24 protein-coding genes are annotated in these 23,960 nt (G+C 62.5%); 17 read left to right on the top strand and 7 right to left on the bottom strand.

From position 1 onward, the window contains the following. Positions 1-190 precede the first annotated feature (190 nt). From queE to GCM43_RS17575, 8 genes are all read left to right on the top strand, one after another. Positions 191-826 (top strand): 7-carboxy-7-deazaguanine synthase, encoded by a 636-nt coding sequence (gene queE / locus GCM43_RS17610; RefSeq protein WP_152246631.1) that lies wholly within the window; start codon positions 191-193, stop codon positions 824-826. Between the two features lie 7 nt (positions 827-833). Beyond that, entirely contained in the window at positions 834-1,280 is a 447-nt protein-coding gene (gene queD, locus GCM43_RS17605) for a 6-carboxytetrahydropterin synthase QueD (protein ID WP_152246629.1), read from the top strand. After that, entirely contained in the window at positions 1,273-1,800 is a 528-nt protein-coding gene (gene tadA, locus GCM43_RS17600; protein WP_152246627.1) for a tRNA adenosine(34) deaminase TadA, read from the top strand. Before queD ends, tadA begins: the two co-directional genes overlap by 8 nt. A gap of 263 nt (positions 1,801-2,063) precedes the next feature. After that, complete coding sequence (locus GCM43_RS17595; RefSeq protein ID WP_152246625.1) at positions 2,064-4,424, top strand: TonB-dependent hemoglobin/transferrin/lactoferrin family receptor; 2,361 nt, start codon at positions 2,064-2,066, stop codon at positions 4,422-4,424. 47 nt (positions 4,425-4,471) lie between these two features. Beyond that, positions 4,472-5,632, top strand: coding sequence for a hemin-degrading factor (locus GCM43_RS17590; RefSeq protein ID WP_152246623.1), 1,161 nt, complete (start codon positions 4,472-4,474; stop codon positions 5,630-5,632). A 128-nt stretch (positions 5,633-5,760) separates the two neighbouring features. Continuing rightward, a complete protein-coding gene (locus GCM43_RS17585; RefSeq protein WP_152246621.1) occupies positions 5,761-6,681 on the top strand; it encodes an alpha/beta fold hydrolase in 921 nt (306 codons plus the stop codon). Positions 6,682-6,710: 29 nt separating this feature from the next. Next, the gene (gene ldcA, locus GCM43_RS17580; RefSeq protein WP_152246619.1) at positions 6,711-7,628 is read left to right on the top strand and encodes a muramoyltetrapeptide carboxypeptidase; all 918 of its coding nucleotides are present in this window, start codon (positions 6,711-6,713) and stop codon (positions 7,626-7,628) included. After that, positions 7,628-8,800 (top strand): DUF418 domain-containing protein, encoded by a 1,173-nt coding sequence (locus tag GCM43_RS17575; protein WP_152246617.1) that lies wholly within the window; start codon positions 7,628-7,630, stop codon positions 8,798-8,800. The genes ldcA and GCM43_RS17575 overlap by 1 nt, the downstream gene beginning before the upstream one ends. On the opposite strand, the gene GCM43_RS17570 is transcribed toward GCM43_RS17575, so the two are convergent. Then, positions 8,797-9,537 (bottom strand): SOS response-associated peptidase family protein, encoded by a 741-nt coding sequence (locus tag GCM43_RS17570; protein ID WP_264372660.1) that lies wholly within the window; start codon positions 9,535-9,537, stop codon positions 8,797-8,799. The genes GCM43_RS17575 and GCM43_RS17570 overlap by 4 nt on opposite strands. A gap of 159 nt (positions 9,538-9,696) precedes the next feature. Here GCM43_RS17570 and GCM43_RS17565 point away from each other — a divergent pair, with 159 nt between their 5' ends. After that, entirely contained in the window at positions 9,697-9,927 is a 231-nt protein-coding gene (locus GCM43_RS17565; RefSeq protein ID WP_152246613.1) for a hypothetical protein, read from the top strand. Between the two features lie 24 nt (positions 9,928-9,951). Here GCM43_RS17565 and GCM43_RS17560 read toward each other — a convergent pair whose 3' ends face one another. From GCM43_RS17560 to GCM43_RS17550, 3 genes are all read right to left on the bottom strand, one after another. Continuing rightward, positions 9,952-10,221, bottom strand: coding sequence for a hypothetical protein (locus tag GCM43_RS17560; protein WP_152246611.1), 270 nt, complete (start codon positions 10,219-10,221; stop codon positions 9,952-9,954). A gap of 113 nt (positions 10,222-10,334) precedes the next feature. Further along, a complete protein-coding gene (locus tag GCM43_RS17555; RefSeq protein WP_152246609.1) occupies positions 10,335-11,183 on the bottom strand; it encodes an undecaprenyl-diphosphate phosphatase in 849 nt (282 codons plus the stop codon). A gap of 114 nt (positions 11,184-11,297) precedes the next feature. Further along, entirely contained in the window at positions 11,298-12,197 is a 900-nt protein-coding gene (locus GCM43_RS17550) for an alpha/beta hydrolase (protein ID WP_226929539.1), read from the bottom strand. Positions 12,198-12,512: 315 nt separating this feature from the next. On the opposite strand from GCM43_RS17550, the gene GCM43_RS17545 reads away from it, so the two are divergent. Continuing rightward, positions 12,513-12,773 carry a DUF1488 family protein gene (locus GCM43_RS17545; RefSeq protein ID WP_152246607.1) on the top strand — a complete coding sequence of 87 codons (261 nt, stop codon included), beginning with the start codon at positions 12,513-12,515 and terminating at the stop codon, positions 12,771-12,773. Here GCM43_RS17545 and GCM43_RS17540 read toward each other — a convergent pair. Further along, positions 12,748-13,590 (bottom strand): AraC family transcriptional regulator, encoded by an 843-nt coding sequence (locus tag GCM43_RS17540; protein WP_152246605.1) that lies wholly within the window; start codon positions 13,588-13,590, stop codon positions 12,748-12,750. The genes GCM43_RS17545 and GCM43_RS17540 overlap by 26 nt on opposite strands. 143 nt (positions 13,591-13,733) lie before the next feature. Between GCM43_RS17540 and GCM43_RS17535 the strand changes: the two genes are divergently transcribed. Together GCM43_RS17535 and GCM43_RS17530 are read left to right on the top strand one after the other, a co-directional pair. Beyond that, positions 13,734-15,353 carry a methyl-accepting chemotaxis protein gene (locus tag GCM43_RS17535; protein WP_152246603.1) on the top strand — a complete coding sequence of 540 codons (1,620 nt, stop codon included), beginning with the start codon at positions 13,734-13,736 and terminating at the stop codon, positions 15,351-15,353. 283 nt (positions 15,354-15,636) lie between these two features. After that, the gene (locus tag GCM43_RS17530) at positions 15,637-16,011 is read left to right on the top strand and encodes a response regulator (RefSeq protein WP_193315659.1); all 375 of its coding nucleotides are present in this window, start codon (positions 15,637-15,639) and stop codon (positions 16,009-16,011) included. A gap of 7 nt (positions 16,012-16,018) precedes the next feature. Here the strand turns inward: GCM43_RS17530 and GCM43_RS17525 are convergent, their stop codons facing one another. Next, positions 16,019-17,677, bottom strand: coding sequence for a DUF6138 family protein (locus tag GCM43_RS17525; RefSeq protein WP_152246599.1), 1,659 nt, complete (start codon positions 17,675-17,677; stop codon positions 16,019-16,021). 298 nt (positions 17,678-17,975) lie between these two features. Between GCM43_RS17525 and GCM43_RS17520 the strand changes: the two genes are divergently transcribed. After that, complete coding sequence (locus GCM43_RS17520) at positions 17,976-18,617, top strand: DUF3334 family protein (RefSeq protein WP_413770963.1); 642 nt, start codon at positions 17,976-17,978, stop codon at positions 18,615-18,617. 38 nt (positions 18,618-18,655) lie between these two features. Here GCM43_RS17520 and GCM43_RS17515 read toward each other — a convergent pair whose 3' ends face one another. Further along, the gene (locus GCM43_RS17515; protein ID WP_193315658.1) at positions 18,656-19,201 is read right to left on the bottom strand and encodes a DUF2939 domain-containing protein; all 546 of its coding nucleotides are present in this window, start codon (positions 19,199-19,201) and stop codon (positions 18,656-18,658) included. Positions 19,202-19,374: 173 nt separating this feature from the next. On the opposite strand from GCM43_RS17515, the gene GCM43_RS17510 reads away from it, so the two are divergent. The 4 genes from GCM43_RS17510 to GCM43_RS17495 all read left to right on the top strand — a co-directional run bounded on the left by GCM43_RS17510 (position 19,375) and on the right by GCM43_RS17495 (position 23,951). Further along, entirely contained in the window at positions 19,375-20,973 is a 1,599-nt protein-coding gene (locus tag GCM43_RS17510; protein WP_152246593.1) for an ABC-F family ATPase, read from the top strand. Between the two features lie 202 nt (positions 20,974-21,175). Then, positions 21,176-22,309: a quinolinate synthase NadA gene (gene nadA / locus GCM43_RS17505; RefSeq protein WP_152246591.1), complete on the top strand. Its 1,134-nt coding sequence runs from the start codon at positions 21,176-21,178 to the stop codon at positions 22,307-22,309. Beyond that, positions 22,306-23,172, top strand: a complete 867-nt coding sequence (gene nadC / locus GCM43_RS17500) for a carboxylating nicotinate-nucleotide diphosphorylase (protein WP_152246589.1) — start codon at positions 22,306-22,308, stop codon at positions 23,170-23,172. Before nadA ends, nadC begins: the two co-directional genes overlap by 4 nt. Continuing rightward, positions 23,172-23,951, top strand: a complete 780-nt coding sequence (locus tag GCM43_RS17495) for a substrate-binding periplasmic protein (RefSeq protein ID WP_226929538.1) — start codon at positions 23,172-23,174, stop codon at positions 23,949-23,951. Before nadC ends, GCM43_RS17495 begins: the two co-directional genes overlap by 1 nt. The last annotated feature ends 9 nt before the right edge of the window (positions 23,952-23,960 follow it).

Below are 23,960 nucleotides of genomic sequence, written 5' to 3'. Positions count from 1 at the left end.
GATGCTCTGGTTGTAATGAAGTGCAACAACGCAGCATAGAATATTCACGTCGCCATGCCTAGTGGAAGGCAGCTCGCTTGCGCAAGAAAGCCGGCGCCAGCTTATAATAGAGGGTTGTCAATTGGCTGTTGTGATGTGCGCCAGGCTTATATGAGGCCCGCGCAGCGCCAGCCAGCTCTTGGGAAATACCGTGACTTATAGCATCAAAGAGATTTTTTACACGCTGCAAGGCGAGGGCGCGCATGCGGGCCGACCGGCCGTGTTCTGCCGCTTTTCCGGCTGCAACCTGTGGACCGGGCGCGAAAGCGACCGCGCCAGCGCCATCTGCCAGTTCTGCGATACCGACTTTGTCGGCACTGACGGCGAACTGGGCGGCAAGTTCAGGACGCCGTTTGAACTGGCCGCGCGCATCGACAGCCTGTGGCCGCAAAGCTATCCGGCCAGCAAGTACGTGGTGTTTACCGGCGGCGAGCCGCTGCTGCAGCTCGATACCGCGCTGATCGAAGCCATGCATGCGGTCGGCTTCACGATTGCCATCGAGACCAATGGAACCTTGCCGGTGCCCGACGGCGTGGACTGGATCTGCGTCAGCCCGAAAATGGGCTCAACGCTGGTGGTCCACAAAGGCAATGAAATCAAGGTGGTGATCCCGCAAACGGGGCAGGACCTGGCTGCCTATGAAGGCCTCGATTTCGACAATTATTTCGTGCAGGCCATGGACGGCCCACTGGCCGAACACAATATCCGGCTGGCGATCGAGACCTGCAAGAGCCGGCCACAGTGGAAGCTGAGCCTGCAAACCCATAAACTGCTGCAAATACCTTGAGAAACACATGCTGACCATTACACGCAAGCTTGAATTTGACGCGGGCCACCGCATTCCCGATCACAAAAGCCAATGCCGCAACCTGCACGGCCATCGCTATACGGTGGAAATCACGCTGGTTGGCAACGTAATCGAAGCCGAAGGCAATTCCGACAATGGCATGATCATGGATTTCTCGGACGTAAAAACGCTGGCCAAGCAGCATCTGGTCGATGTCTGGGACCATGCTTTCCTGGTCTACGAGAAAGATAGCGCCGTGCGCGACTTCCTGTCCAGCCTGCCTGACCATAAAACCGTGGTGATCGACCGCATTCCCACCGTTGAAAACCTGGCCCGCATCGCTTTCGATATCCTGAAAGCGGCCTTTACCGACCATTTCGGCACCGGATTGCACCTGCACAAGCTGGTGCTGCATGAAACGCCGAACTGCTGGGCCGAAGTTACCAATGACTAAAGTCGCGGCTACTGCTGAGGCTGCTGCTGCTGCTGCGAGCGCAGACCGGCAGTTTATGCAGCTGGCGCTGGCGCAGGCGCAACATGCGTGGGACCTGGGCGAGGTGCCGGTCGGCGCGGTGGTGGTAAAAGACGGCGAAGTCATTGCCGTCGGCTACAACCAGCCGATCGGCCGCCATGACCCCACCGCCCACGCGGAAATCCAGGCGCTGCGCGCGGCCGCCGACAAGCTCGGCAACTACCGCCTGCCCGGTTGCGAGCTGTATGTGACGCTGGAGCCTTGCGTGATGTGCTCGGGCGCCATGCTGCATGCGCGCCTGTCGCGCGTGGTGTTCGGCGCCTCCGACCCGAAAACCGGCGCCTGCGGCTCGGTACTGAACCTGTTCGAGCAGCCGGCGCTCAACCATCAGACCACCATTGAAGGCGGCGTGCTGGCGGACGAATGCGGCGCTTTCCTGCGGCAGTTCTTTGTCGAGCGGCGTCGGGCGCAGGCGGCAGCGCGCAATGCGGGGCAATCGTAATTTGCTGATCGTCGCACCAGCGCGTAGGTCGGATTAGGCCCTGCGGGCCGTAATCCGACAATACCTCTGATGCCAACAATGTTGTCGGATTACGCGGGGCTGCGCCCCGCTAATCCGACCTACGAACCATTTTAGCCATTTTAATCATTTTCAAATGAGAATGATTCGTGTTACAGTTTCTGCCTTCGCCAGCTATCAATCTGCACGCGCCATGTCGCGATCCGGAACCCAGAGCCAGCCTTTCACTCTGAACCCGGACCATCATGACCAATATGCCCATGCAGCCATCGGCTGCATCCCCGCTTGTTTCCGTTCGCCGTAATCGCGTTTTGCACGCAGCATTGCTCGGTTTGTTTGCCGCGCCGCTGCTGCCCCTGCCTGCGCATGCGCAAGAGCAGGCGCCTGCCGCCATTAACGCCGGCACGGCCGCGCAGGAACCGTCAAAATTGCCGCAGTTCCCCGAGATTGTCGTCAACGCCACCCAGGACTACGAGCGCCGCGCCGGTAGCCATGCGGTGATCCGCAGCAGCGACCTGGAGCGCCTCAATGTCACCGACATGACCAATATAGTGCGTTACCAGCCTTTGATCAGCGCGCCGATGTCGGGCTCGGGCAGCGGCAACGTGTGGGATGGCGCCGGCAACACCGGCTACAATATCCGCGGCCTGGAAGGCAACCGCGTCAGCCTGGACGTGGACGGCATTGCGTTGCCCGATGCAGCGCCCAAGCCGGACGCCTCGACCCTGAACGCGTTTGGCACGGGACGCGAGTATTTTGATACTGAAACGTTCCGCGAGATCCGCATCGATGGCGGTTCGACCGCGATCAACGGCGCCAGTCCCGGCCTGGGCGGCGGCGTGAGCTTTATGACCAAGTCGCCCGAGGACTACCTGACGGCCGGGCGCGATAGCTATGTCGGCTACAAGTACGGCCGCACCACCTCGAACCGCAGCAATGCCCACACGCTGACCGGCGCCGCGAAGCTCGGCACGCTGCAGGCGCTGGCCGTGTATGTGCACCGCGATGGCGAACAGACCGACAGCCGCGGCAGCGCGCCCGTCAATCCCGATGACTGGCACTCGAACGCCTTGCTGTCCAAGCTGGTATGGGCTTTGCCGGGCGAGCAGAAGCTGGATCTGACGATCGACATGTTCGAGCGCAAAAACAAGCGCGAAGTGGATAACAAGGTCGGCGCCTCGTATCCCGATGGCGTGCTGCAGGACTCGACCACGCGCCGCACGCGCGTCAGCGTCGGCCATGACATCGTGCTGAAAAATTTCGCCCTGTTCGACCGCCTCAGCTCCAAGCTCTACCTGCAGGACTCGAAGATCCATGACAAGACCAACGCGCGCTATATCACCGGCGGCGTCAACTACCAGCGCGCCATCGACACGGCGTTCTCCAACGACAGCACCGGTTTGACCACGGAAGCGTTCAAGCAGGCCGGCGCCCACGCGCTGGTGTATGGGCTGCAACTGGACCAGACCGAGTCGCGCCGCCCATGGCGCGAGGACCGCACGGTGATTGCCACCGGCGTGCACCAGATCACCAACAAGAACCGCATGGCCGACATCGACGCTACCAAGGTGGCGCTGTACCTGCGCGACGACTATACGTTCGACCTGGGCGGACGCAAGGCCGTGCTGACGCCGGGCCTGCGCGGCGACTACCGCAAGCTCGAGCCGAAAAACCTGCAGAACTACGTGGTGGCCGTGCCGAATGCCGCCAGGGAACTGCGCGAGGAAAGCGACAGCTATTTCACCCCGAGCCTGGCCCTGTCGGTCGACCTGACGCAGCAGCTCAACGCCTACGTTACCTACACGCGCGGCACGCGTTTGCCGACGGCGGCCGAGCGCACCGGCACCTACGACTCGTTCAGCTATACCGGCGCCGGCGTCGGTTATGCCGTGCTGGGCAACTCGGGCCTGCGCAAGGAAACCAGCAACGCCTGGGAAGTCGGTCTCAAAGGCCATCTGGTCAAGGGCCTGCTGATGAACGCTTCGGCCTACCGCACCGACTACAAGGACATGATCGAGTATGCGGCGCAGGCGCCCGATCCGGTCAATTTCCCGACCATTACCTTTGGCCTGTTCCGTCCCGAAAACATCGGCAATGCGCGCACCTGGGGTGGTGAGCTGTTGCTGCGCGCCGAACTGGGCGCCTGGGCGCCGGCGCTGACCGGCTACCATATCGACGCCGCCACCGGGGTGGCGCATGGCCGCGCCACCAATCGCCAGACCGGCAAGACGTCGGGCATGGCGTCGGTAGCGCCGGCCAAATCGTCGCTGACCTTCGGCTACGACCACGCCAGCGAGCTGTTCGGCCTGGCCTTGAGTGTCTCGCATGCCGATGCCAGGCAGGCGCCGGACGATGTGATCTCGGGCGTGACCACGCCCCGCTTCAAGGTGCCGTCGTACACCGTGCTCGACCTGTCGACCTACTGGAACGTCAACAAGAACGCGCGCGTGGTCGTGGGCGTCTACAACCTAAGCGACCGCAAGTACTGGGACTATGCCGCCTCGCGCGCGCTGCCGGCAGGCACCACTGCCATTACCCGCGCCGATATCGAGCGTTACGCCAAGCCGGGCCGCAATGTGGCGGCCAGCCTGGAAGTCAATTTTTAAGCGTCGCCGACTGACCCCGGTCCTTTCAACTTTTTACACAAATTGCCATGACACCAAAAAAACTCGTTCTCTGCCTGCTTGGCAGCTTTCTGATCACTCAGGCCCACGCCGCTGCGCCTGACCTGGCCGAGCGCTGGGCCACCTTGCGCGCCGAGCAGCCCAAGCTGCAGGTGCGCGATGCGGCGCGCGCGCTCGGTGCGTCCGAAGCCCAATTGCTGGCCACCAATATCGGCAAAGGCGTCACGCGGCTGCAGGCCGATGGCAATCAGCCACGCGAAATCATGCGCGCCGCGCTCGATCTGGGTGTGGTGCAGGCCATTACGCGCAATGAAAACGGCGTGATTGAAACCACCGGCACGGCCAGCAAGTTCAAGCAGGCTGGCGACAAGTCGGAGCAGGGTGAAACGAAGCAGAAAGACCCGGAACAGGAAGCGCGCGAGCGCAATATTGCCGGCGGCTACCTGGGCGGCCAGATCGACCTGCGCTTTCACTTTGAAAACTGGAAATATGCGTTTGCCGTGGTCCAGCCCGGCCGCGACGGCAAGCTGACGCGCAGCCTGCAGTTCTTCGATGCTCAGGGCGATTCGGTGCACAAGGTCTATCTGCGCAACGATGCCGGCGTAGCCGTGTTCGAGCAGATCGTGGCCAAGTTCCGCCTGCCCGAGCAAAGCGGCGAACTGGCCGTGCGCGCCGCGCCGCCCAAGACGCAGGAAAAGCCCGACAGCCAGATCGACCTCAAGGAATTCCAGCTGGCCTGGAAAGACATGACGGACGTGCACCAGTTTGCCCGGATACTGCGTGAATTCCACCTGACGCGTGAGCAAGCGCTGCGCCTGGCACCGGCTGGTCTGGTTGAGCGCGTCACGCCGCAGGCGCTGCGCACACTGCTGGAAGGCGCAGCCAGGGATAAAGTCGCCATCATGGTGTTCCTGGGCAATGATGGGCTCACGCAGATTTATAGCGGCAAGATTGAAAAGACCATGGAAGCGGGCGGCTTTTTCAATGTGCTCGATCCAGATTTCAACCTGCATATCCGCGATTCGGCGCTACGCAGCGGCTGGGTCGTCAAGCGCGGCGGCGTGACCTCGGTGGAATTTTTCGACAACGATGGCGTGCAGGTGCTGTCTTTCTTTGGCGTGCGCGAACGCGGCAAGGCGCAGCCGCAGGCGTGGCAGGACCTGGCTGACAAGTTGCCTCGGGCCAAATAGGCGCATGTGCCACCCAGTGCACGGATAGCAACACTGTGCAGGCCGGCGATGCTGGCCGGGCTGCAAAATGCTATGCTCGTTCCCAGGTTGCGGCGATGGCCGCAACACAGTCTTTTGAGGGGGCAAGCATGGCAACCACCACGGTAAACGGTCTTGAACTGTGCTACCAGCGCCACGGCGATCCGCGCGATCCGTGCGTGTTGCTGGTGATGGGGCTGGGCATGCAGCTGATCGCCTGGCCTGACGATTTTGTCGAAGGGCTGGTCGAGCAGGGGCTGCAGGTGGTGCGTTTCGATAACCGCGACAGCGGCCTGTCGGACAAGATCGAGGCCGGTGGCCAGCCCAGCGTGGTGTGGGCGTATGTGAAAAGCAAGCTGGGCCTGCGCGTGCGCAGTGCCTACACGCTCGACGATATGGCCGACGATGCGCTGGGGCTGCTGTCGGCGCTCGATATCGGCCACGCGCATGTGATCGGCGCCTCGATGGGCGGCATGATTGCGCAGCTGATGGCGGCGCGCGCGCCGCAGCGGGTGCTGAGCCTGGTGTCGATCATGTCGAGCAGCAGCAGGCGCGGCCTGCCCGGGCCCACGCGCGCGGCGCGCCAGGCGCTGATGCGCCGCCCGAAAGCGGGCGCCAGCCGCGCCGAACTGATCGACCATATGGCCGCCACCGTGCGCCTGTTGGGTAGTCCGGCCTATCCGGTGCCGGAAAAACTGCTGCAGCAGCGCATTGCCGCCGCGCTCGATCGCGGAAATTGTCCGCAAGGCGTGGCGCGCCAGATGATGGCGATTGCCGCCTCGGGCTCGCGCGAGGCGCTGCTGCCCACCATTACCTGTCCGACGCTGGTGATTCACGGTGCGCAAGACATCTTGATACCGGTCGAGTGCGGCATCGATACGGCGGCGCTGATCCCGGGCGCGCAACTGAGGGTGATCGAGGGCATGGGCCACAATCTGCCGCCGCAACTGATCGAGCGCCTGCTGGCCTTGATCGATGCACATGTGCACGGTAAGATGGCCGCGCAACTGCAGCCCCGGCAATTTGCCTGAGGCGCACACTCTCATCGCATGGATTTCGCTTGATTACTCCTGAAATTGGTATCGCCATCGTGGCCCCCGGCGGTTATGCGCCCGATGAAGCGGCGCTGGCGCGCGGTATCGCCCGCCTCGAGGCGCAAGGCGCCACCGTTCACAATTATTATGATCCGGCACACAAGTTCCAGCGCTTTGGCGGCACCGACGCCGGCCGCCTGGCGCAGCTGCATGCGGCAGCAAGCGACCCGCAAGTGCAGGTGGTGATGGCGCTGCGCGGCAGCTATGGCATCAGCCGCATCCTGCCCGAGATCGACTTTCAGTTGATGGCCGACAGCGGTAAGCTGTTTGTCGGCTACAGCGACTTTACGGCTTTTCATATGGGCCTGCTGGCCAAGACCGGCCGCGCCAGCTTTGCCGGCCCGATGATCTGCGACGACTTTACGCGTGACGAAACGGATGCGTTTACGCTCGACCAGCTGTGGTCCTGCCTGGCCGGCCCCACGCATACCGTGACCGGCACGGGGCAGGGCAATCCGGTTGTCTCGCTGGAAGGCACGCTCTGGGGCGGCAACCTGGCCATGATCGTGCATTTGCTGGGCACGCCGTATTTTCCACGGGTGGACAATGGCATCCTGTTTCTGGAAGACGTCAACGAGCATCCGTACCGGGTCGAGCGCATGCTGCTGCAACTGCTGCACGCGGGCGTGATCGAACGCCAGCAGGCTATCGTGCTTGGCGACTTTTCAGGCTACAAGCTCGGGCCGATGGAGAACGGCTACGATTTTGACGCCATGCTGGCCTATGTGCGCCAGCGCCTGCCCGTGCCAGTGTTGACCGGCCTGGAGTTCGGCCATATCCGCCGCCGCGTGAGCTTGCCTTTTGGTGGCAAGGCCCAGCTGCGCTCGGATGCCAGCGGCGCGTTCTCGCTGCAGGTCGGCAACTATCCAACGCTGGGTAAGTAGTGACAGCACCAGCGGGCCGGCTGCTGCAACTCGATGTGCTGCGCGGCTTGGCCGTATTCGGTATTTTGCTGGTCAATATCTGGGGCTTTGCCTGGGGCACGCTGTCGCTGCGCTATGGCACGTTGCCCCAGCCGGCGCCACTGGCGGACCAGGCTGCCATCTTGCTGGTGGCGGCGCTGGCCGAGTTCAAGTTCTATCCCATCTTTGCCTACCTGTTCGGCGCCGGCTTTGCCTTGCAGACGCGCTCGCTCAAAGCACGCCTGGGCAGTTGGGATGCCGCGCAGGCGGCCTACCGGCGGCGCCTGCGTTGGCTGCTGGTGATCGGCCTGCTGCATGGCTTGCTGATCTGGAGCGGCGACGTGCTCAGCTCTTACGCTTTGAGCGGCCTGCTGATCGTATCGCTGGCTTCGAGCAGGCCCGCCCTGGTGCGCAACCTGGCCTGGCTGCTGGCTGGCGGCTTTCTGCTCTTCATGTGCCTGCTGTATCCGGTCAGCCCTGGCGGCAGCGCAGCCGAGACGGCGCGTGAACTGCACGATTTTGCCCAGCGCTACGCCATCTATACCCAGGGCAGCTACCTCGAGATCGCCGCGCTGCGTGCGCGCGACTATGGCATGCAGATGCTGTTTGTGATCGTGATGCTGCCGCACATTATTGTCTTTTTCCTGCTCGGTATCCTGTCGGTACGGTTGGGCTGGCTGACAGCGCCAGGCAGGCACCAGCTGTTCTGGCGTCGCGTGCGCCTGGTGGGGCTGGGCGCAGGCTTGCCATTCAATCTGCTGTGCGGCGTGGCCATCCTGTGGCAGACGGTGGACCCGTACCAGCACACCTTCAATACCTCCTTGCTGGGCCTGATGCTGTATGCGGGCGGGCCGCTGCTGGCCGCCGGCTATGTGGCGGCGCTGGTGCTGGCCGCGCCGGCGGTGCTGCACAGGCTGGCCAGCGTGCTGGCGCCGGTCGGCCGCATGGCGCTGACCAATTATCTGCTGCAGTCGCTGCTGGGCACCTGGCTGCTGCAAGGCTGGGGGCTGGGCTGGGGCGCGCGGCTGCGACCGATAGAACTGCTGGCTCTGGCCGTGCTGATTATGGTGGCGCAAATCCTGCTGAGCCGCTGGTGGCTGGCGCGCTTTGCGCAGGGCCCATGCGAAGCATGGTGGCGGCGCCTGGCGCGCTAGTTGCCATCGTTCTTGCTGTCACTGTCGCTTAGCCACAGCGAAGCCTGTGCCGAAGGTACTGAATGTGCTGAATGTACGGACATATCTGGCGCCTGCGCAGGATGGGGCAGGTTGTCGGCAGGGTGCCAGCTGAACAGGCTGGTGTCGAGCATGCAGGTGCGCGCCAGGTGTAAGGCCTGCTCCCAGTCCAGTTCGGGCGCCAGCCAGCGTTCGGCGTCTTCGCGCGAGACGGCGATCGGGCGCCGGTCATGGATATCGAGCATGCCGCCCAGGCTGTCGGCCGTGACCAGCACAAAACCCGATTCTTCGCGGCTGTGCTTGAACGGGCCGAAATTGGCCAACACCAGCAAAAACAGCGGTTCGCCATCGGTGCGGTGGATATGCCACGGCTGGCGCGCGCCTTTTTCACCGGTCCATTCATACCAGCCCGATACGCAGACGATGCCGCGCCCGGCGCGCAGCAGCGGCTTCCAGTAGCTGCCGGCCAGCTTTTCCAGGCGCGCGTTGATGGCAATCGGAATTTTCCTGCGCCCCGGCGCAGGCGTGGCGGCAGCCGCCCAGGCCGGGCGATAGCCCCAGAACAGGTCGTCGACGCGCCTGACGCCATCGACAATATGCAGCACCGGCCGGTAGGTGCCGGGCGCAGCATTGCTGCGCGGCTCTGCCTCGCTGTCAAAGATGGCGTCGGCCCAGCCAAACATCATGGCTTGCGAGCGCGCCGGTTCGTTTTGATCCAATCGTCCACACATGGCCCATTATAGGCATGACGGCGAGGCATCGGCTGCACGACAGGCAAATGTCGAGGCTGCTGTGTGGGGGAGCGTACAGACCGCAGCGTAGTGTGCGGCCATACTGGCTCCAAGTCAGGTGGCTGACATTTTTTTTACGGAGGAAATATGTTGCTGGAAAATCCAACCATCCACAAGGGCTTCATCATTACGGCGACCGCCTCCCAACGCCGCGACGGCCGCTGGGTCGGCTCCTATATCAGCCAGAACCGCGATTGCGGCGCCTATGAAGACACCTGCGATGATTTTGACTGCAGCAACGAGAAGGAAGCCCAGCAGTTGGCGCTGTCGATCGGCTGGCGTCTGGCCGATAGCGCGCCCGTGATGCAGATGCGCTAAATTGCGCTTAGATTTCGCCTTGATCTATTCCGTGCTGCCGGCCAGTGCTGGCAGCAGCGCCGGCATGGCGCCCTGGTGGATCAGTTCATGCGCATAGGCTGACGCCTCGATCTGCGCTGCATGCACCGACTTGAAGCTGCTTTGCGTTTCAATCAGCAGCGGCTTGGCGAACGATTCGCCGGTATCGCCGCGGCGGCTCAGCAAGATCATGCCGCGATAGCGCCCGTCTTTTTCCAGCGCGCCGGTGACATGGAATTCATACCCCTTGATATCGTGTTTTTGATGCTGATCCATGGTTCAGGCCTGCTCCAGTAAGGTGCCTGCCAACGTCCGGGTGTTTCTGGCAGCAAAACCAATGTAGCATAAACGCCAGCATGACAGCGCGCCGCTGGCGTGCACCCGCTCAGCTATCCAACCCACAGAACAAACAGCGACGCGCACAGGCAGTAGCCGCCAAACAGGTGCCAGCGTCCCTGTTCCAGCCAGCGCGACAGCCAGCGCAGCGCCAGCAGTCCGGCGCCGAACGACAGCAGCATGCCGATCAGGTTCGGCGCCAGCAGCGTCAGCAGATCCTGATGTGCGGTGCCTGCAGCCTGGTAAAAGCGCCAGCCTTCCTTGACGATCACGGCCGGCGTCAGCACGACGGCCAGCGCAAAGCTGAATTGCTCGGCGCGGCTTTGCGACACGCCCATGGCGATGCCGGCTGAAATGGTGGCGCCGGAGCGCGAGAAGCCGCGAAACGGCAGGCACAGGCCCTGTACGGCGCCGATCACCATGGCTTGCGGCACCGTAGGTTGGCGCTCGCGTTCGCGGCCGGCAGCGCGCGCTTGCAGCCGCGCCGAAACGATAATGAGCACGCCGGCCGCCGCCAGCGCGCCGGCCATCAGTTTTGCGTTGCCAAACAGATGCTCGATCTCGAAGCCGGGATGGCTGGCCAACATCAGGTGGGTAATGAGCTTGAGCAAGCCGAAGCCGACCAGCCCGGTGGCGGCAGTGGCCGCTGCCAGCAGCAGCACATTGCTGCGCATGGCCTGCGGCGAGCTGAAATAGGTGGTGCGCCATGAGCGCCAGTAATACACGATCACGGCAAACATGGTGCCGGTGTGCAGCATCACCAGCAGCATCGTCAGTGCCGGAGAAGTCGGGTCCAGGCCCATCAGCTTTTCGGCCATGATCACATGGGCGGAGCTGGAAACGGGCAGCAGTTCGGCAAATCCCTGGACCAGGGACAGAATGGTTAATTGCAGGAGCGTCATGGCAAAGGCAGTGGCAAGTGTCGGGGCGGCCTGCATTCTACCGCTGCCGCCTGCTGCGCCAGCCGCCCGGACGATTACAGTTTGTCCATGTTGTGCGACGTGCCGATGCCCGGGCTAGTTAGCCGGCTGGGCTGGCTTGAATACGCTGCGGAAGGCTTTCAGCGCCGCCGGGTGATAGATGGTGCCGTGGGTTTCTTCAGGCATCGGATTGACGCTCCAGGCCAGGCCGGGCGGCGCCGCATCGGCCAGCACCTGTTGCAATCGCTGCACTTCCACCGCGATGCCTTTTTCGCTGCTGCTGGCCAGGTACAGGCTGCGCTGCGCCAGCTCCGCCTTGTGGGTGGCCAGCGCGGCGCCGGCCTTGCCGCCCAGTGCGCTGCGGTTCCACCACAGGCTGGGATCGAACGCCAGGTAGTGGTTGAACAGGGTCGGCTCTTGCAGGAAGGTCTCGACCACGAACAGGCCGGCCAGCGATTCGCCGACAATCGCGGTTTCACCGGTGGTGCGGTAGCGGCGCTGCACTTCGGGCATCAGTTCGTCGCGGATAAAGTTACGGTAGGCCTGGGAGCCGCCCACCACCGGCGCGATTTTGCGATCTTCCGGGTTGTCGGTCGGACCGGTCAGGTCACGCCGGCGCTGGGTATTTTCGATGCCGACCAGCATGAATGGGCGCATGGTGCCATTGGCCACCGACACCTGCAGCAGACCGGCCACATGCAGAAAGTCTTCCTGCACCCCGCCGTCGGGCATATACAGCACCGGCAGCGGCGCGTCGGGCGGCGTATCCCAGGCCCGCGCGACATACACATTCAGGCGACGCGTTTCGCCCAGCGCCTGCGACGCCAGGGTGAAGCTCTCGCCGATCACCAGCGGCGTGGTGCTGGCGGCGGATGCTGCAGCAGTTGCAGTAGCTGTGGTGGCCGCCTGTGCGAGCGGTAGCATGGCGGGCAGGGTGGACGACAGGCAAAACAGAACGGCGCCAAAGGCGCGGGCGGACAGGGGCAAGCGCAACATGATTTCCTTGTGGGTGACTGACGGTAAGGCGGCATGCACCTGGTAAGGCATGCCTGCAAGCAATTCTAACGCAATCTATTGTTAAAATGGTCTTGTTAAAATTCAGGCACTGCTGCCTTCGTATCGAAAACGGGCTTCGGATAAAAACTGGCGGCGTGTGCGTTAAGTCTGTGCCAAGTGTGTGGCAACAAACGGTCGGCGCCACGCACTGGCCTTAAGCTGTTATTTCATCACTCTGCCCCCGATAGCGCGCCGCCATGAACCTTTCCTTATCTACATTGCATGCCGGCAACCGGCGCCTGACGGGAGCCTCACATGCCCTATGAGATCGTGCGCGACAGCATCAGACTCGATGCGGCTGAAGGCGCCGTGACATTCCACCTGGCCGTATTTGGCGCCGACAAGACCTGCCGCGTCACGGCCACGGCGCTGCAGTGCCTCGGCGCCGGTGAGGCGCCGGGCGAACCCTTGCAGATATTCGAACTGCACCAGCTGCGCATTGCCCAGCGCGCATTTGCCTGCCTGAGCCGCGACCTGCTGCTGCCCGGCATTACCTTGCGCGCGCTGGATTTTTAAGCTGGCTGTCGCGCGCCAGCCAGTCGCGTGGCGACAGGCCGGTGGCGGCGCCGAACGCGCGGGTAAAGGCCGGCTGGTTGCGGTATCCCACCGCCGCTGTAATATCCTGCACCAGCTTGCCCTGGCGCAGCAGCGATTGCGCGAGGGCGATGCGCTGTCCGCTCAGGTACTGCGCCGGCGGACAGCCGACCACGGCATGGAACTGGCGCGCAAAGCGGCTGCGCGACATGCCGCACAGGCTGGCCAGCGCCGCGACCGACCAGTGCTTGCCGGGGTGCTCGCGCATGGCCCGCATGGCCCGTGCAAGCGTTGCATCGGCCAGGCCGAACAGCTCGCCAGCCGCCTGTTCGTCCTGCGTCAATGCCTGGCGCAGCGACTGGATAATCAGCACCTCGCATAGCCGGTCCAGTATCAGTTTGCCGCCCAGTCCGGCGCGCTGCGCTTCGTCAAACAGCAGTTCCAGCAGGCCGGCCAGCGCCGGCATGTGCGCGGCCGACAGATGCAGGCGATCGGGCAGCGTATCGAGCACGGCGTCTTGCGCACCGGTTACCTGCAGATGCGCGCACAGCAACTGGACTGTTGCGCCATCGGTTGCCAGCGCATGCGCGCAGGGGCGCGGATAGAGCAACAGCGCCGGCCCCTGCACCTGCACGCTGCTGCCGTCGTCGTGCGTAAATCTGACCAGGCCGTGCCGCACCAGGTGCAACTGGGTACGCAGGGGCTGCGCGGGAAAATGGTTGCTGCCGCAAAAGTCGCCGTGAAAAAAGGTGTCGGCGCCAAAGTCCAGGCGCAGCAGCAAGGCGGAAAGCGCATCCATGGCAGGTAGGTAAAAAGACGGAAAGGTATGTATTGTAGACTAACAGCAACTTTTGTTTCCATTTTTATCGCTATGATCGGCCTCCTGAACATTGTCCTGGACAAACATACGGACACTGCAACTATTGTGAAATGGAGAATGACGTGGCACTGTCGAATCTGAAAATTGGCACCCGCCTGTATATGGCGTTCGGGGCCGTCATCGCCCTGCTGGCTATCCTGGTGCTGAGCGCCCAGGCCAACTTTGCCAGCCTGGACGAGGCAAGCCGCTGGAATGTGCATACCTATGAAGTGCTGGGGGAAGCGGCCAGCCTGCAGGAAAACCTGATCGATATTGAAACCGGCGAGCGCGGTTTTGCGCTGACCGGCAAGGAAAGTTCGCTCGACCCCTTAAATGAAGGCAAGCGTCGCTTTCTTGCGCATCTTGAGACGATCCGCAATCTGACGGCCGACAACCCAAACCAGCAGGCCCGCCTGCAGCGCCTGCTTGCCAGCCAGCAGCAATGGCTGGCCGACGCCATCGATCCGGTGATCGCGCTGCGCCGCGCCAGCGACGGCAACCTTGATGCGGTGGTCGCTGCCGAACAGGCCGGCAAAGGCAAGGCCGGCATGGACGCCATGCGTGCGTTGCTGGCCGAGATTGCGCAAGGCGAGCGGATGCTGCTGGCGCAGCGCACCGAAGAGGTGGTGGCGCTGCGCACGCGCACCACCTGGGTGCTGCTGGGCGGCGGCGCGCTGGCGGCGGCGCTGGCGATGGGCCTGGCCTGGCTGCTGGCGCGCAACATTACCTTGCCGCTGCACCAGGCAGTAGCGCTGGCGCGCCAGGTGGCGTCGGGCGACTTGACGGCGCAGATCGTGGTACGTTCGCGTGACGAGACGGGTCAGCTGATGACGGCGCTGCGCGACATGAATGCAGCGCTGGCCGACATCGTCGGCCGCGTGCGCAGCGGCACCGACACCATCGCCACGGCGTCGGCAGAAATTGCTGCCGGCAATATGGATTTGTCTTCACGTACCGAGCAGCAGGCCGGCTCGCTTGAGGAAACCGCGTCGTCGATGGAAGAGCTGACCTCGGCCGTCAAGCAGAATGCCGACAATGCCCAGGCAGCGCGCACGCTGGCCGCATCGGCTTCGGCCGTGGCGCAGCAGGGCGGCACCGTGGTGGCCGATGTGGTGCACACGATGGGCGCGATCGAAGAGTCGTCGCACAAGATTGCCGACATTATCAGCGTGATCGACGGTATTGCCTTCCAGACCAATATCCTGGCCTTGAATGCGGCGGTGGAAGCGGCGCGCGCTGGCGAACAGGGCCGCGGCTTTGCCGTGGTGGCCACCGAAGTACGCAACCTGGCGCAGCGCAGCGCCGCGGCGGCCAAGGAAATCAAGGGATTGATCGACGATTCGGTCGAGCGCGTGGGCGCCGGCAGCCGCCTGGTCGATCGCGCCGGCGCCACCATGCGGGAGGTGGTCGGCAGCGTGCAGGGCCTGACGACGCTGATCAATGAAATTACCGACGCCAGCGAAGAGCAGCGGCTCGGCATCGAACAGGTCAACGAAGCCATTACACAAATGGACCAGGTAACCCAGCAGAACGCGGCGCTGGTGGAAGAGGCGGCAGCCGCGGCCAACGCCATGCAGGAGCAGGCGGCGCATTTGTCGCAGGCGGTGCAGGTGTTTCATATCAGCGACAACAATCCCAAGCCGGCGCAACGCGTCAGCCCGGCTGCAACAAGGCCGCTGTTGGGGATGCTGTTGAGTCATTAAGCTGACTCCAGGCGGCATGCAGGGTGGTCTGCAGGGCGCCAGCAAGGGGCAGGGCTACACAACGCTAGCGTCCGCTCCTACATGGTGCACTGGGGGAAATTGATAAAATCTGTCCGTGAGTCAGTAAAAACACGCAAAGGATAGCTTTTTATGTATAATTGCCGGAAAGTAATCTCTTCCGTTCACCCCTACCGCGTGAGCGGCTCTTTTCTTGCCGCCTCGAATCTGCTGGCAGAATGGCATTGACCCTTGAGGGTCATGCTTATCCCTACAGCAGGCTATGATGGCAAAATTACTTTCCCCCTTGCGCGTGATGGTGGTCGACGATAATCGCGACGCCGCCGATCTGATCGCCGAATTTCTCCAGATGTGCGGCCACGATGCGCTGTCCGTCTATGGTGGCGCCGCCGCCATCAAGGCGGCCGACACATTTGCTCCCGATGTGATGTTGCTCGACCTGGGCATGCCCGATGTGGACGGCTTCGACGTGATTTCAACGCTGCGCCAGGCGCCGCGCCACACCCATACGCGCATGATTGCGCTGACGGCCTGGGGTGATCCCGTGATGCTCGCCCGCACCGAGGGCAGCGGCTTCGAGCGACACCTGGTCAAGCCGGCCAGCCTCGACGATATACTGAGCGCGGTGGCGGGAGCTTAAATTGCGGCTATGTTGCCGCCAGCAGGGTTTGCAGCAGCTGCTGGCGCCTGCCTTGCGCCTTGCGCGCCAGCGCAGCCAGCTTGTCGGGCGCGCCCCAGATCGCGGACAGCACTTTTTCAACTTCATAAGCAGGACGCCCCTGGCACAGCGCCGCCAGGCTGGCCAGCAGCGCCTCGTCTTCAAAGGCTGGCGCCAGCTTGAGCTTGAAGTTGTCGGTGCAGCGCAGCAGGCAAGCTAATAGGGTTGGCAGCATGGCCAGTGTCACGCCGTACTGCTGTACCAGCGCAGCGGTGATGCGGTCCTGCACCGACTGGTGTTCCTCATCGACCTGACTCATGTAGTGCTCGAGCAGCCCAAAGTGCTGCGGCGAGTGCAGGGCCAGGCCAAACACGGCGTAGCTGCCGGGCATGCAGTTGCGCTCGTCGTCGACGTCGGCATAGAATTCAAATTCGGCCATGGCCGTGCGCGCATAGCTTTCAAGCAGTGCATGCAGTTCCGGGTAGGCGAGCGCATTGGCAAAGAAGCGATGCGTGTCGGTCCTGGCCAGTCCCTTGAGCGGCAGGAAGTGCTTGTGCGCTGACTTGAGCTTGATTTTATAACTCTTCGGAAAGCCCAGTTCCAGCAGGCGGATCAGGCCGCGCAGCGCCTGCCCGTAGGCGTCTGCGCTGTCCTCGCGGATCACGATATCGACCTGCGCAAAGACATCGTTGGCCGACAAGCTCATCTGCTCAGTGTCCAGCCGGCTCACTTGCGGCGCATAGCTGCCGCTGCCTTCTTTTATCATCATCCCGGCGCGCCGGTTACCGAGCAGCCTGGCCAGTTCCAGGAACTGGCGGCCGGCCGGCTTGCTGTAGCTCGGTTCGTGGCGTAGTACCATCACGGCCACGAACAGCAGCAGTTCGACCTCGCTGGTACCGGGGTCCGGCGGCGCCAGCGTGGCGCCGGGCTTTTGCGTATAGATATTGCCGCTATAGAGGGAGCGCTGCACGCTGAAATAGCGCGGCAAGAACAGGTTTTCCACCCAGTCCACGCCGCGCCGTATGATATGCGAGCGGTGTTGCGCCAGGATCTTGGGCTCGCTTTGGTTAAGCTCTTCGATGCGCTGGAACTGCGCAATGGTCCAGTTGGCGTCGAGCAGCGGAAACAGGCCCGGGTCGAGCAGGTGGCGCGACAGGAAAAACGTGTCGAGTTCGTTGGTCGGCTGCGCGCCGTGCACGAGTTCGCGGTCGATATAGTCGGCAATATTGGCCAGCAGATGCGCGCGCTTGGTCTCATCGAGATGGGCGACGATGGTGGGCGTCAGCAAACCGTCGAGCGTGGCAATCTCGGCGCGAAAGGTAAAGCGGTAGTCGATCAGCGGCGACGCACCCAACTCGGCCAGCCTGGCCTGCACGGCGGCGGCCAGTGCTGGCGCGATATGCTCGTGCACCTCGGCTGCGCGCAGCGTGGGGCGCGGCCGCTCGCCGTCGTCAAAGCCGAAGCGCAGATCGATATCGACCGAGGTACGGCCAGGCTGGTAGTCGAGCAGGATATCGTCGAACACGCCCACTTGCAGCGTGCTGCGGTTCGTGATGTCGGCCAGGTCGTCGCGCGCCAGTTGCCGGTCGAACCAGTCGTGGGTTGCCGCCAGCATTTCATCCATGGCTTGGCTGCTTGCCTGTTCCATGCCCATATTGGTCCTTTACGCAACTTTGCAAAGGCGCATCATGCCTGAAATGGTGATTTTGCCCCGTCCTGCTGGCGCAGGCTGTTGCGCCGCTGCGCCACGGGCGATATTGCATCAAGTAAATGCATGTATGGCTGGACGCAGCAGACGCGCCCCGGTATTCTGCGCATCTGATACCTATTTCTACATAGAAATAAAGTGGGCAGCACAAAACAAGGTTGATAAGGTTGATAAGGGGTAGTTCGTGAACGAAGATAAAGATAATCAAGTGGTGGTGTACGGCACCGAAGACCTGCTGATGAGTTTGTGTAACTCGGTGGTGCGCGTGCTCAACGTGGCCACGCAAAGCCGCGTCAATTATTCCGGCATGGTACAGCGCATTACCAAGACCGGCCTGAAACCCGACATCGGCTGTTTCGTGATGTTCGACGGCGGTTTTACCGGCCTGGTGGTGCTGAACTTCGCCGCCGACACGGCCATGGAAATCTACGAGCGCTATATGCTGCATATGGGCATGCCGAAGTCCGAGCTGGCCAGTTTCTACACCTCGGACGAAGTGTCGAACATCATGGGCGAGCTGATGAACCAGATCGTCGGCGACTTTACCGGCAAGGTGCGGCGCGAACTGCAAACCAATATTACCCAGAGCCAGCCCAAGATGCTGGTGCTTAACAAGCAGGTGATGCTGAGCGTCGATACGCCGCTGGACCGCCCGGAAATGCGCCGTGTGACCTTCTATACCGAAAAGAACAATATCTTTTACCTGGAACTGGCGATCGATCGTACCGAGTTCATCAAGCTGCATGACTTCGACTCGCGCGAATACGACGCCGACTCGCTGATGGACAGCGAAGCGGCCCACAAGGGCGCCGAAGCGGCCCCCGCGGCTGAGCCGGACGATGATGATAACGCCGACCTGCTCAAGTCGCTGGGCATGTAACGGTTGACAACCGGGATCAAAAGCCCGATGGAGGATTGTCAGCCGCGTGACACCTCGATCGCGCTCAGCTTCCAGGTCCACAGGCCGTGGCGGCGCAGCACCAGGGCGCCGCTTTTGCCGTTATGGTTGTCGCCGTCCTGCTTGGCACGGATCACGAATTTGTCCCAGGCGGCATAGCCGGCGGTGTAGTCGGTTCGCTCCCTGGCGGGCGCGCTGTCAGCCTGGACGCCGTCGCTCTTTGCGCTGCGTCCCAGCGCGCTCTGGTTGACCATTGCCAGCACGCCGCCCGGCGTGACCATGGCGTCGACCATCTTGCCCAGCATGGCGCCGGCCACGGCCTGGCCCATGGCCGCAAACGGGTTGTCGCTGGCGCCCACAGCCTTGACGCTGTCGGCCATGGCGCCATTCATCTGTTGCTTGACGCTCTCGCGCAGCGCAGGAAAGTCCACCTTGTCCGCCAGCGCCACGGCGTCGCGTTCGGCCAGCGCAGTTTTGATCTGGCGCACGGCGAGATAGGGGGAGGCATACACAGTCGCGATAACGACGACTGCAGCGGCAGTGGCCGCAACACCAAGTTTTTTCAATTGAAACCTGCCAAAAATGTCGATAGTCGGAGCCTAACGCCGAAATGAAGAATCGGCAACGCTATTTTTATGGCATGGCTCTGCATGGGGTGGACTGGCTTCGGAGGCTTGGATGCGTACTGTATAATGGTGGAAAAGTAGTCACACCTGATTTCATTGGATAAAGACCCACAATGCTCTCTACAGCAAATATCACCATGCAGTTTGGCGCCAAGCCATTGTTTGAAAATATCTCCGTCAAGTTCGGCGACGGCAACCGTTACGGCCTGATCGGCGCGAACGGCTGCGGCAAATCGACTTTCATGAAAATCCTCGGTGGCGACCTCGATCCGTCGGGTGGCAACGTGATGCTCGACACCAACGAGCGCCTGGGCAAGCTGCGCCAGGACCAGTTTGCGTTTGAAGACATGCGCGTGCTCGACGTGGTGATGATGGGCCATACGGAAATGTGGGCCGCCATCCAGCAGCGCGACGCCATCTACGCCAATCCGGATGCGACCGATGACGACTACATGCAGGCGGCCGAACTGGAAGGCAAAGTCTCCGAATACGACGGCTATACGGCCGAATCGCGTGCGGGCGAACTGCTGCTGGGTGCGGGCGTATCGATCGACCTGCACCAGGGCCCGATGAGCAATGTGTCGCCAGGCTGGAAGCTGCGCGTGCTGCTGGCTCAGGCGCTGTTCTCGAATCCCGACATCCTGCTGCTCGACGAACCGACCAATAACCTGGACATCAACACGATTCGCTGGCTGGAAGATGTGCTCAACGAGCGCAATTCGACCATGATTATTATTTCCCATGATCGCCACTTCCTGAACCAGGTCTGCACCCACGTGGCCGACATGGACTACGGCACGCTGAAGATTTATCCGGGCAACTACGACGAGTACATGTTTGCCTCGACCCAGGCGCGCAACCAGCAACTGGCCAACAACGCCAAGGCGAAAGAGAAAGTGGCCGAGCTGCAGGACTTCGTGCGCCGCTTTGCCGCCAACAAGTCGAAAGCGCGCCAGGCAACCTCGCGCGCCAAGCAGATCGAGAAAATCAAGGTCGACGATATCAAACCGTCGTCGCGCGCCTATCCGTTTGTGCGTTTCGAAGGCGAGAAAAAGCTGCACCGCCTGGCCGTGGAAGTGGAAAACATCACCAAAGGCTTTGACCGCACGCTGTTCAAGAACTTCAGCATCATGGTCGAAGCCGGTGAGCGTATCGCCATTATCGGCGCCAACGGCGCCGGCAAGACCACCATGCTGCGCTGTATCGCAGGCGAGATCGCCGGCCTGCAACCGGACCAGGGCCGCGTCAAATGGGCCGAAAACGCCAACGTCGGCTATATGCCGCAGGACCCGACCGAAGAATTTGCCACCGACACCATCCTGACCGACTGGATGGGCAAGTGGACGCAGGAAGGCGACGACGACCAGGCCGTGCGCTCGATCCTCGGTCGCCTGCTGTTTGGCGGCGATGAAGTCAAGAAATCGGTGCGCGTGCTGTCCGGTGGTGAAAAGGGCCGCATGATGTACGGCAAGCTGATGCTGGGCCGCCATAACGTGATGCTGCTTGACGAACCGACCAACCATATGGACATGGAATCGATCGAGTCGCTCAATATCGCGCTGGAAAAATACGCCGGCACCCTGATCTTTGTGTCGCATGACCGCGAATTCGTTTCCTCGCTGGCCAACCGCATTATCGAGATCAAGGAAAACGAAGTGGTTGACTACCATGGCAACTACGAGGATTACCTGAAGAGCCAAGGTATCGATTAATCAGCTTTGGTGGTGGTTGTCGGATTACGCGCGGTGCGCTAATCCGACCTACCGGTCGTGGTCGATACATGGTTGGCGATGGTCGGCGTAGGTCGGATTAGGCGTAGGTCGGATTAGGCCGCAGGCCGTAATCCGACAACACCACCACAACCACCACCCCAACATCCCGCCATATTCTCCATCCGTTTTGTTTGAGCCAGCCATGCAAACCCTAGCCATCAAATCCGTCGAGTACGAACACCCGCAAGACGGCGCCAGCTGTACCGCCCATGCCTGGGCGCGCACGCCAGCGACGCCGTCTGCTGCAGAAAAAACCGAACTGATCGCCCGCATCAAGCGCCTGCTGGTCGAGCGTGAAGCCGTGCTGGTCGCCCATTACTATGTTGACGCCGACCTGCAGGACCTGGCCGAGGAAACCGGCGGCTGCGTGTCCGATTCGCTGGAAATGGCCCGTTTCGGGCGCGACCATCCGGCCAAAACCCTGGTGGTGGCCGGTGTGCGCTTCATGGGCGAAACGGCCAAGATACTGAGCCCGGAAAAAACCGTGCTGATGCCCGACCTGGACGCCACCTGTTCGCTCGACCTGGGTTGCCCGGCCGACGAATTCACGGCCTTTTGCGACCAGCATCCCGACCGTACGGTGGTGGTGTACGCCAACACCAGTGCAGCCGTCAAGGCGCGCGCCGACTGGATGGTGACGTCCTCGATCGGCCTCGATATCGTGGCCCACCTGCATGCGCAGGGCAAGAAAATCCTGTGGGCGCCCGACAAGCATCTGGGCTCCTATATCCAGAAGGAAACCGGCGCCGACATGCTGCTGTGGCAGGGCTCGTGCCTGGTGCACGACGAGTTCAAGGGCATTGAACTGGACCTGCTCAAGGAAGAGTATCCGCACGCCAAAGTACTGGTGCACCCGGAGTCGCCAGCGAACGTGGTGGCGCTGGCCGATATGGTCGGCTCGACCTCGCAGATGATTTCTGCTGCGCAAACCATGGACGCCGACACCTTTATCGTTGCCACCGACAACGGCATTTTGCACAAGATGCGCGCTGCGGCGCCGGGCAAGCGCTTTATCGAAGCGCCCACGGCCGGCAACAGCGCCACCTGCAAGAGCTGCGCGCATTGCCCGTGGATGGCCATGAACGGCCTGCGCAACCTGGCCGAGACGCTGGAAAACATGCACAATGAAATCCATGTCGAGCCCGCCGTCGGCCAATTGGCTGTGCGCTCGATTAACCGCATGCTCGACTTTGCCGCCGCCAAAAAGGCCGGTGTGCAGCCGGGCGCCGACCTGTCGAAGGAAGGCAAACTGTTTCAAGGAATAGGTCCCGCATGAGCAAACTGGTCAATTCTTTCGCCCCATTCGATCCTGCGCTGGCGCGCGCCTTTGAAGCGAACCTGCTGGCCGCGCTGCTGGAAGACGTGGGGCAGTGCGACCTGACGGGCGAACTGGTGCCGCCGGACGAGATCGTGACGGCGCGCGTAATCGTGCGCGAAGCGGCCGTGCTGTGCGGCGCGCCGTGGTTTGAAGGCGTGATGAACAGCCTGGATCGCAGCATCGAGCTGGACTGGCATTACGCCGAAGGCGACATGATGGCAGCCGACAGCGCCGTGGTCACTATCACGGCACCGGCGCGCGCCTTGCTGACGGCCGAGCGCAGTGCGCTGAACTTTTTGCAGCTGCTGTCGGCCGTGGCCACGCAGACGCGCCGCTACGTGGAAGTGGTGGCCGGCACCAAGGCGGCCATTCTCGATACGCGCAAGACGCTGCCGGGCCTGCGCCTGGCGCAAAAATACGCGGTGCGCGTGGGCGGTGGCCAGAACCAGCGCCTGGCGCTGTATGACGGCATCCTGATCAAGGAAAACCATATCGCAGCGGCCGGTGGCGTATCGCAGGCGCTGGCCAACGCGCGTACGCTCGACGCCGGCGTGCCGGTGCAGATCGAGGTGGAAACGCTGGCGCAGCTGGAAGAAGCGCTGGCTGCCGGCGCCGTCTCGGTGCTGCTCGACAACTTTACCAACGACATGATGCGTGAAGCGGTGGCCATCACGGCTGGCCGCGCCTTGCTCGAGGCGTCGGGCGGCGTCAATTTCGACACCGTGCGCGCCATTGCCGAAACCGGCGTGGACCGCATCTCCATCGGCAGCCTGACCAAGGACGTGCGCGCCACCGACTACTCCTTGCGTATCGTCGGCTGATGAGCAGGGCAGGGATGCAGCGCTGGCGCATCCGTCTGGCAGGCCTGGCGTTGCTCTTGCCGGCGCTGGCCATGCCCTTGCATGCCCAGGCGCGCGAGTTGCTGGCCGTGGGCGCCCAGTTCGAGCGCATCTTCGATTACCAGGCCAGTGGCGAATACACGGGCCTGGGCGCGGAACTGGTGCGCTATCTTGCCTCGCGCACCGGCAATACGGTGCGTTTTCGCATGGTGCCGTGGGCGCGCGCCCAGGCCATGCTGGCGCAAGGCCAGGCCGATATCCTGATCGGCCCCTACAAGGCGCCCGAGCGGCTGGCCAGCATGGCATTCTCGGAGCGGCCGTTCTACCAGGACCAGATTGTTTTCTATGCGCGCCAGGACGCCGGCTTTGCCTGGGAGGGCGACTATGCATCGCTCAGGAACCGGCGCCTGGTGATGCTCAATGGCTGGGCTTATGGCACAGACTGGCAGCGCGCGCGTCCGGGCTTGCAGATCAGCGTGGCCAATACGGTCGAAAGCGGCCTGAAGATGCTGGTGCATAACCATGTCGACCTGTTTATTACCAACCGCCGCAATACCGACCCAGTGATCACGCGCCTGAGCTTCGAGCGCCAGGTACGGCCGCTGGCGCGCGTGATCGACGTGCAGAATGGTTACTTTGCCTTCCCGCGCTCGCCCGAATTTGATCGCCTGCGCCTGCAGTTCGACCAGGAGCTCAATAGCCTGATCGATAGCGGCGAGCTGAAAAAGCTGGGCCGGCGTTTCGACGTGGCGGTGCCGTAAAACACTGCG

Origin of the sequence: Janthinobacterium aquaticum (assembly GCF_009208565.1) — a bacterium.
In the GTDB taxonomy this organism is placed as follows: domain Bacteria; phylum Pseudomonadota; class Gammaproteobacteria; order Burkholderiales; family Burkholderiaceae_D; genus Janthinobacterium.
The sequence above is the reverse complement of the archived record's forward strand: the minus strand, read 5'-3'. Positions and strand labels throughout refer to the sequence as shown.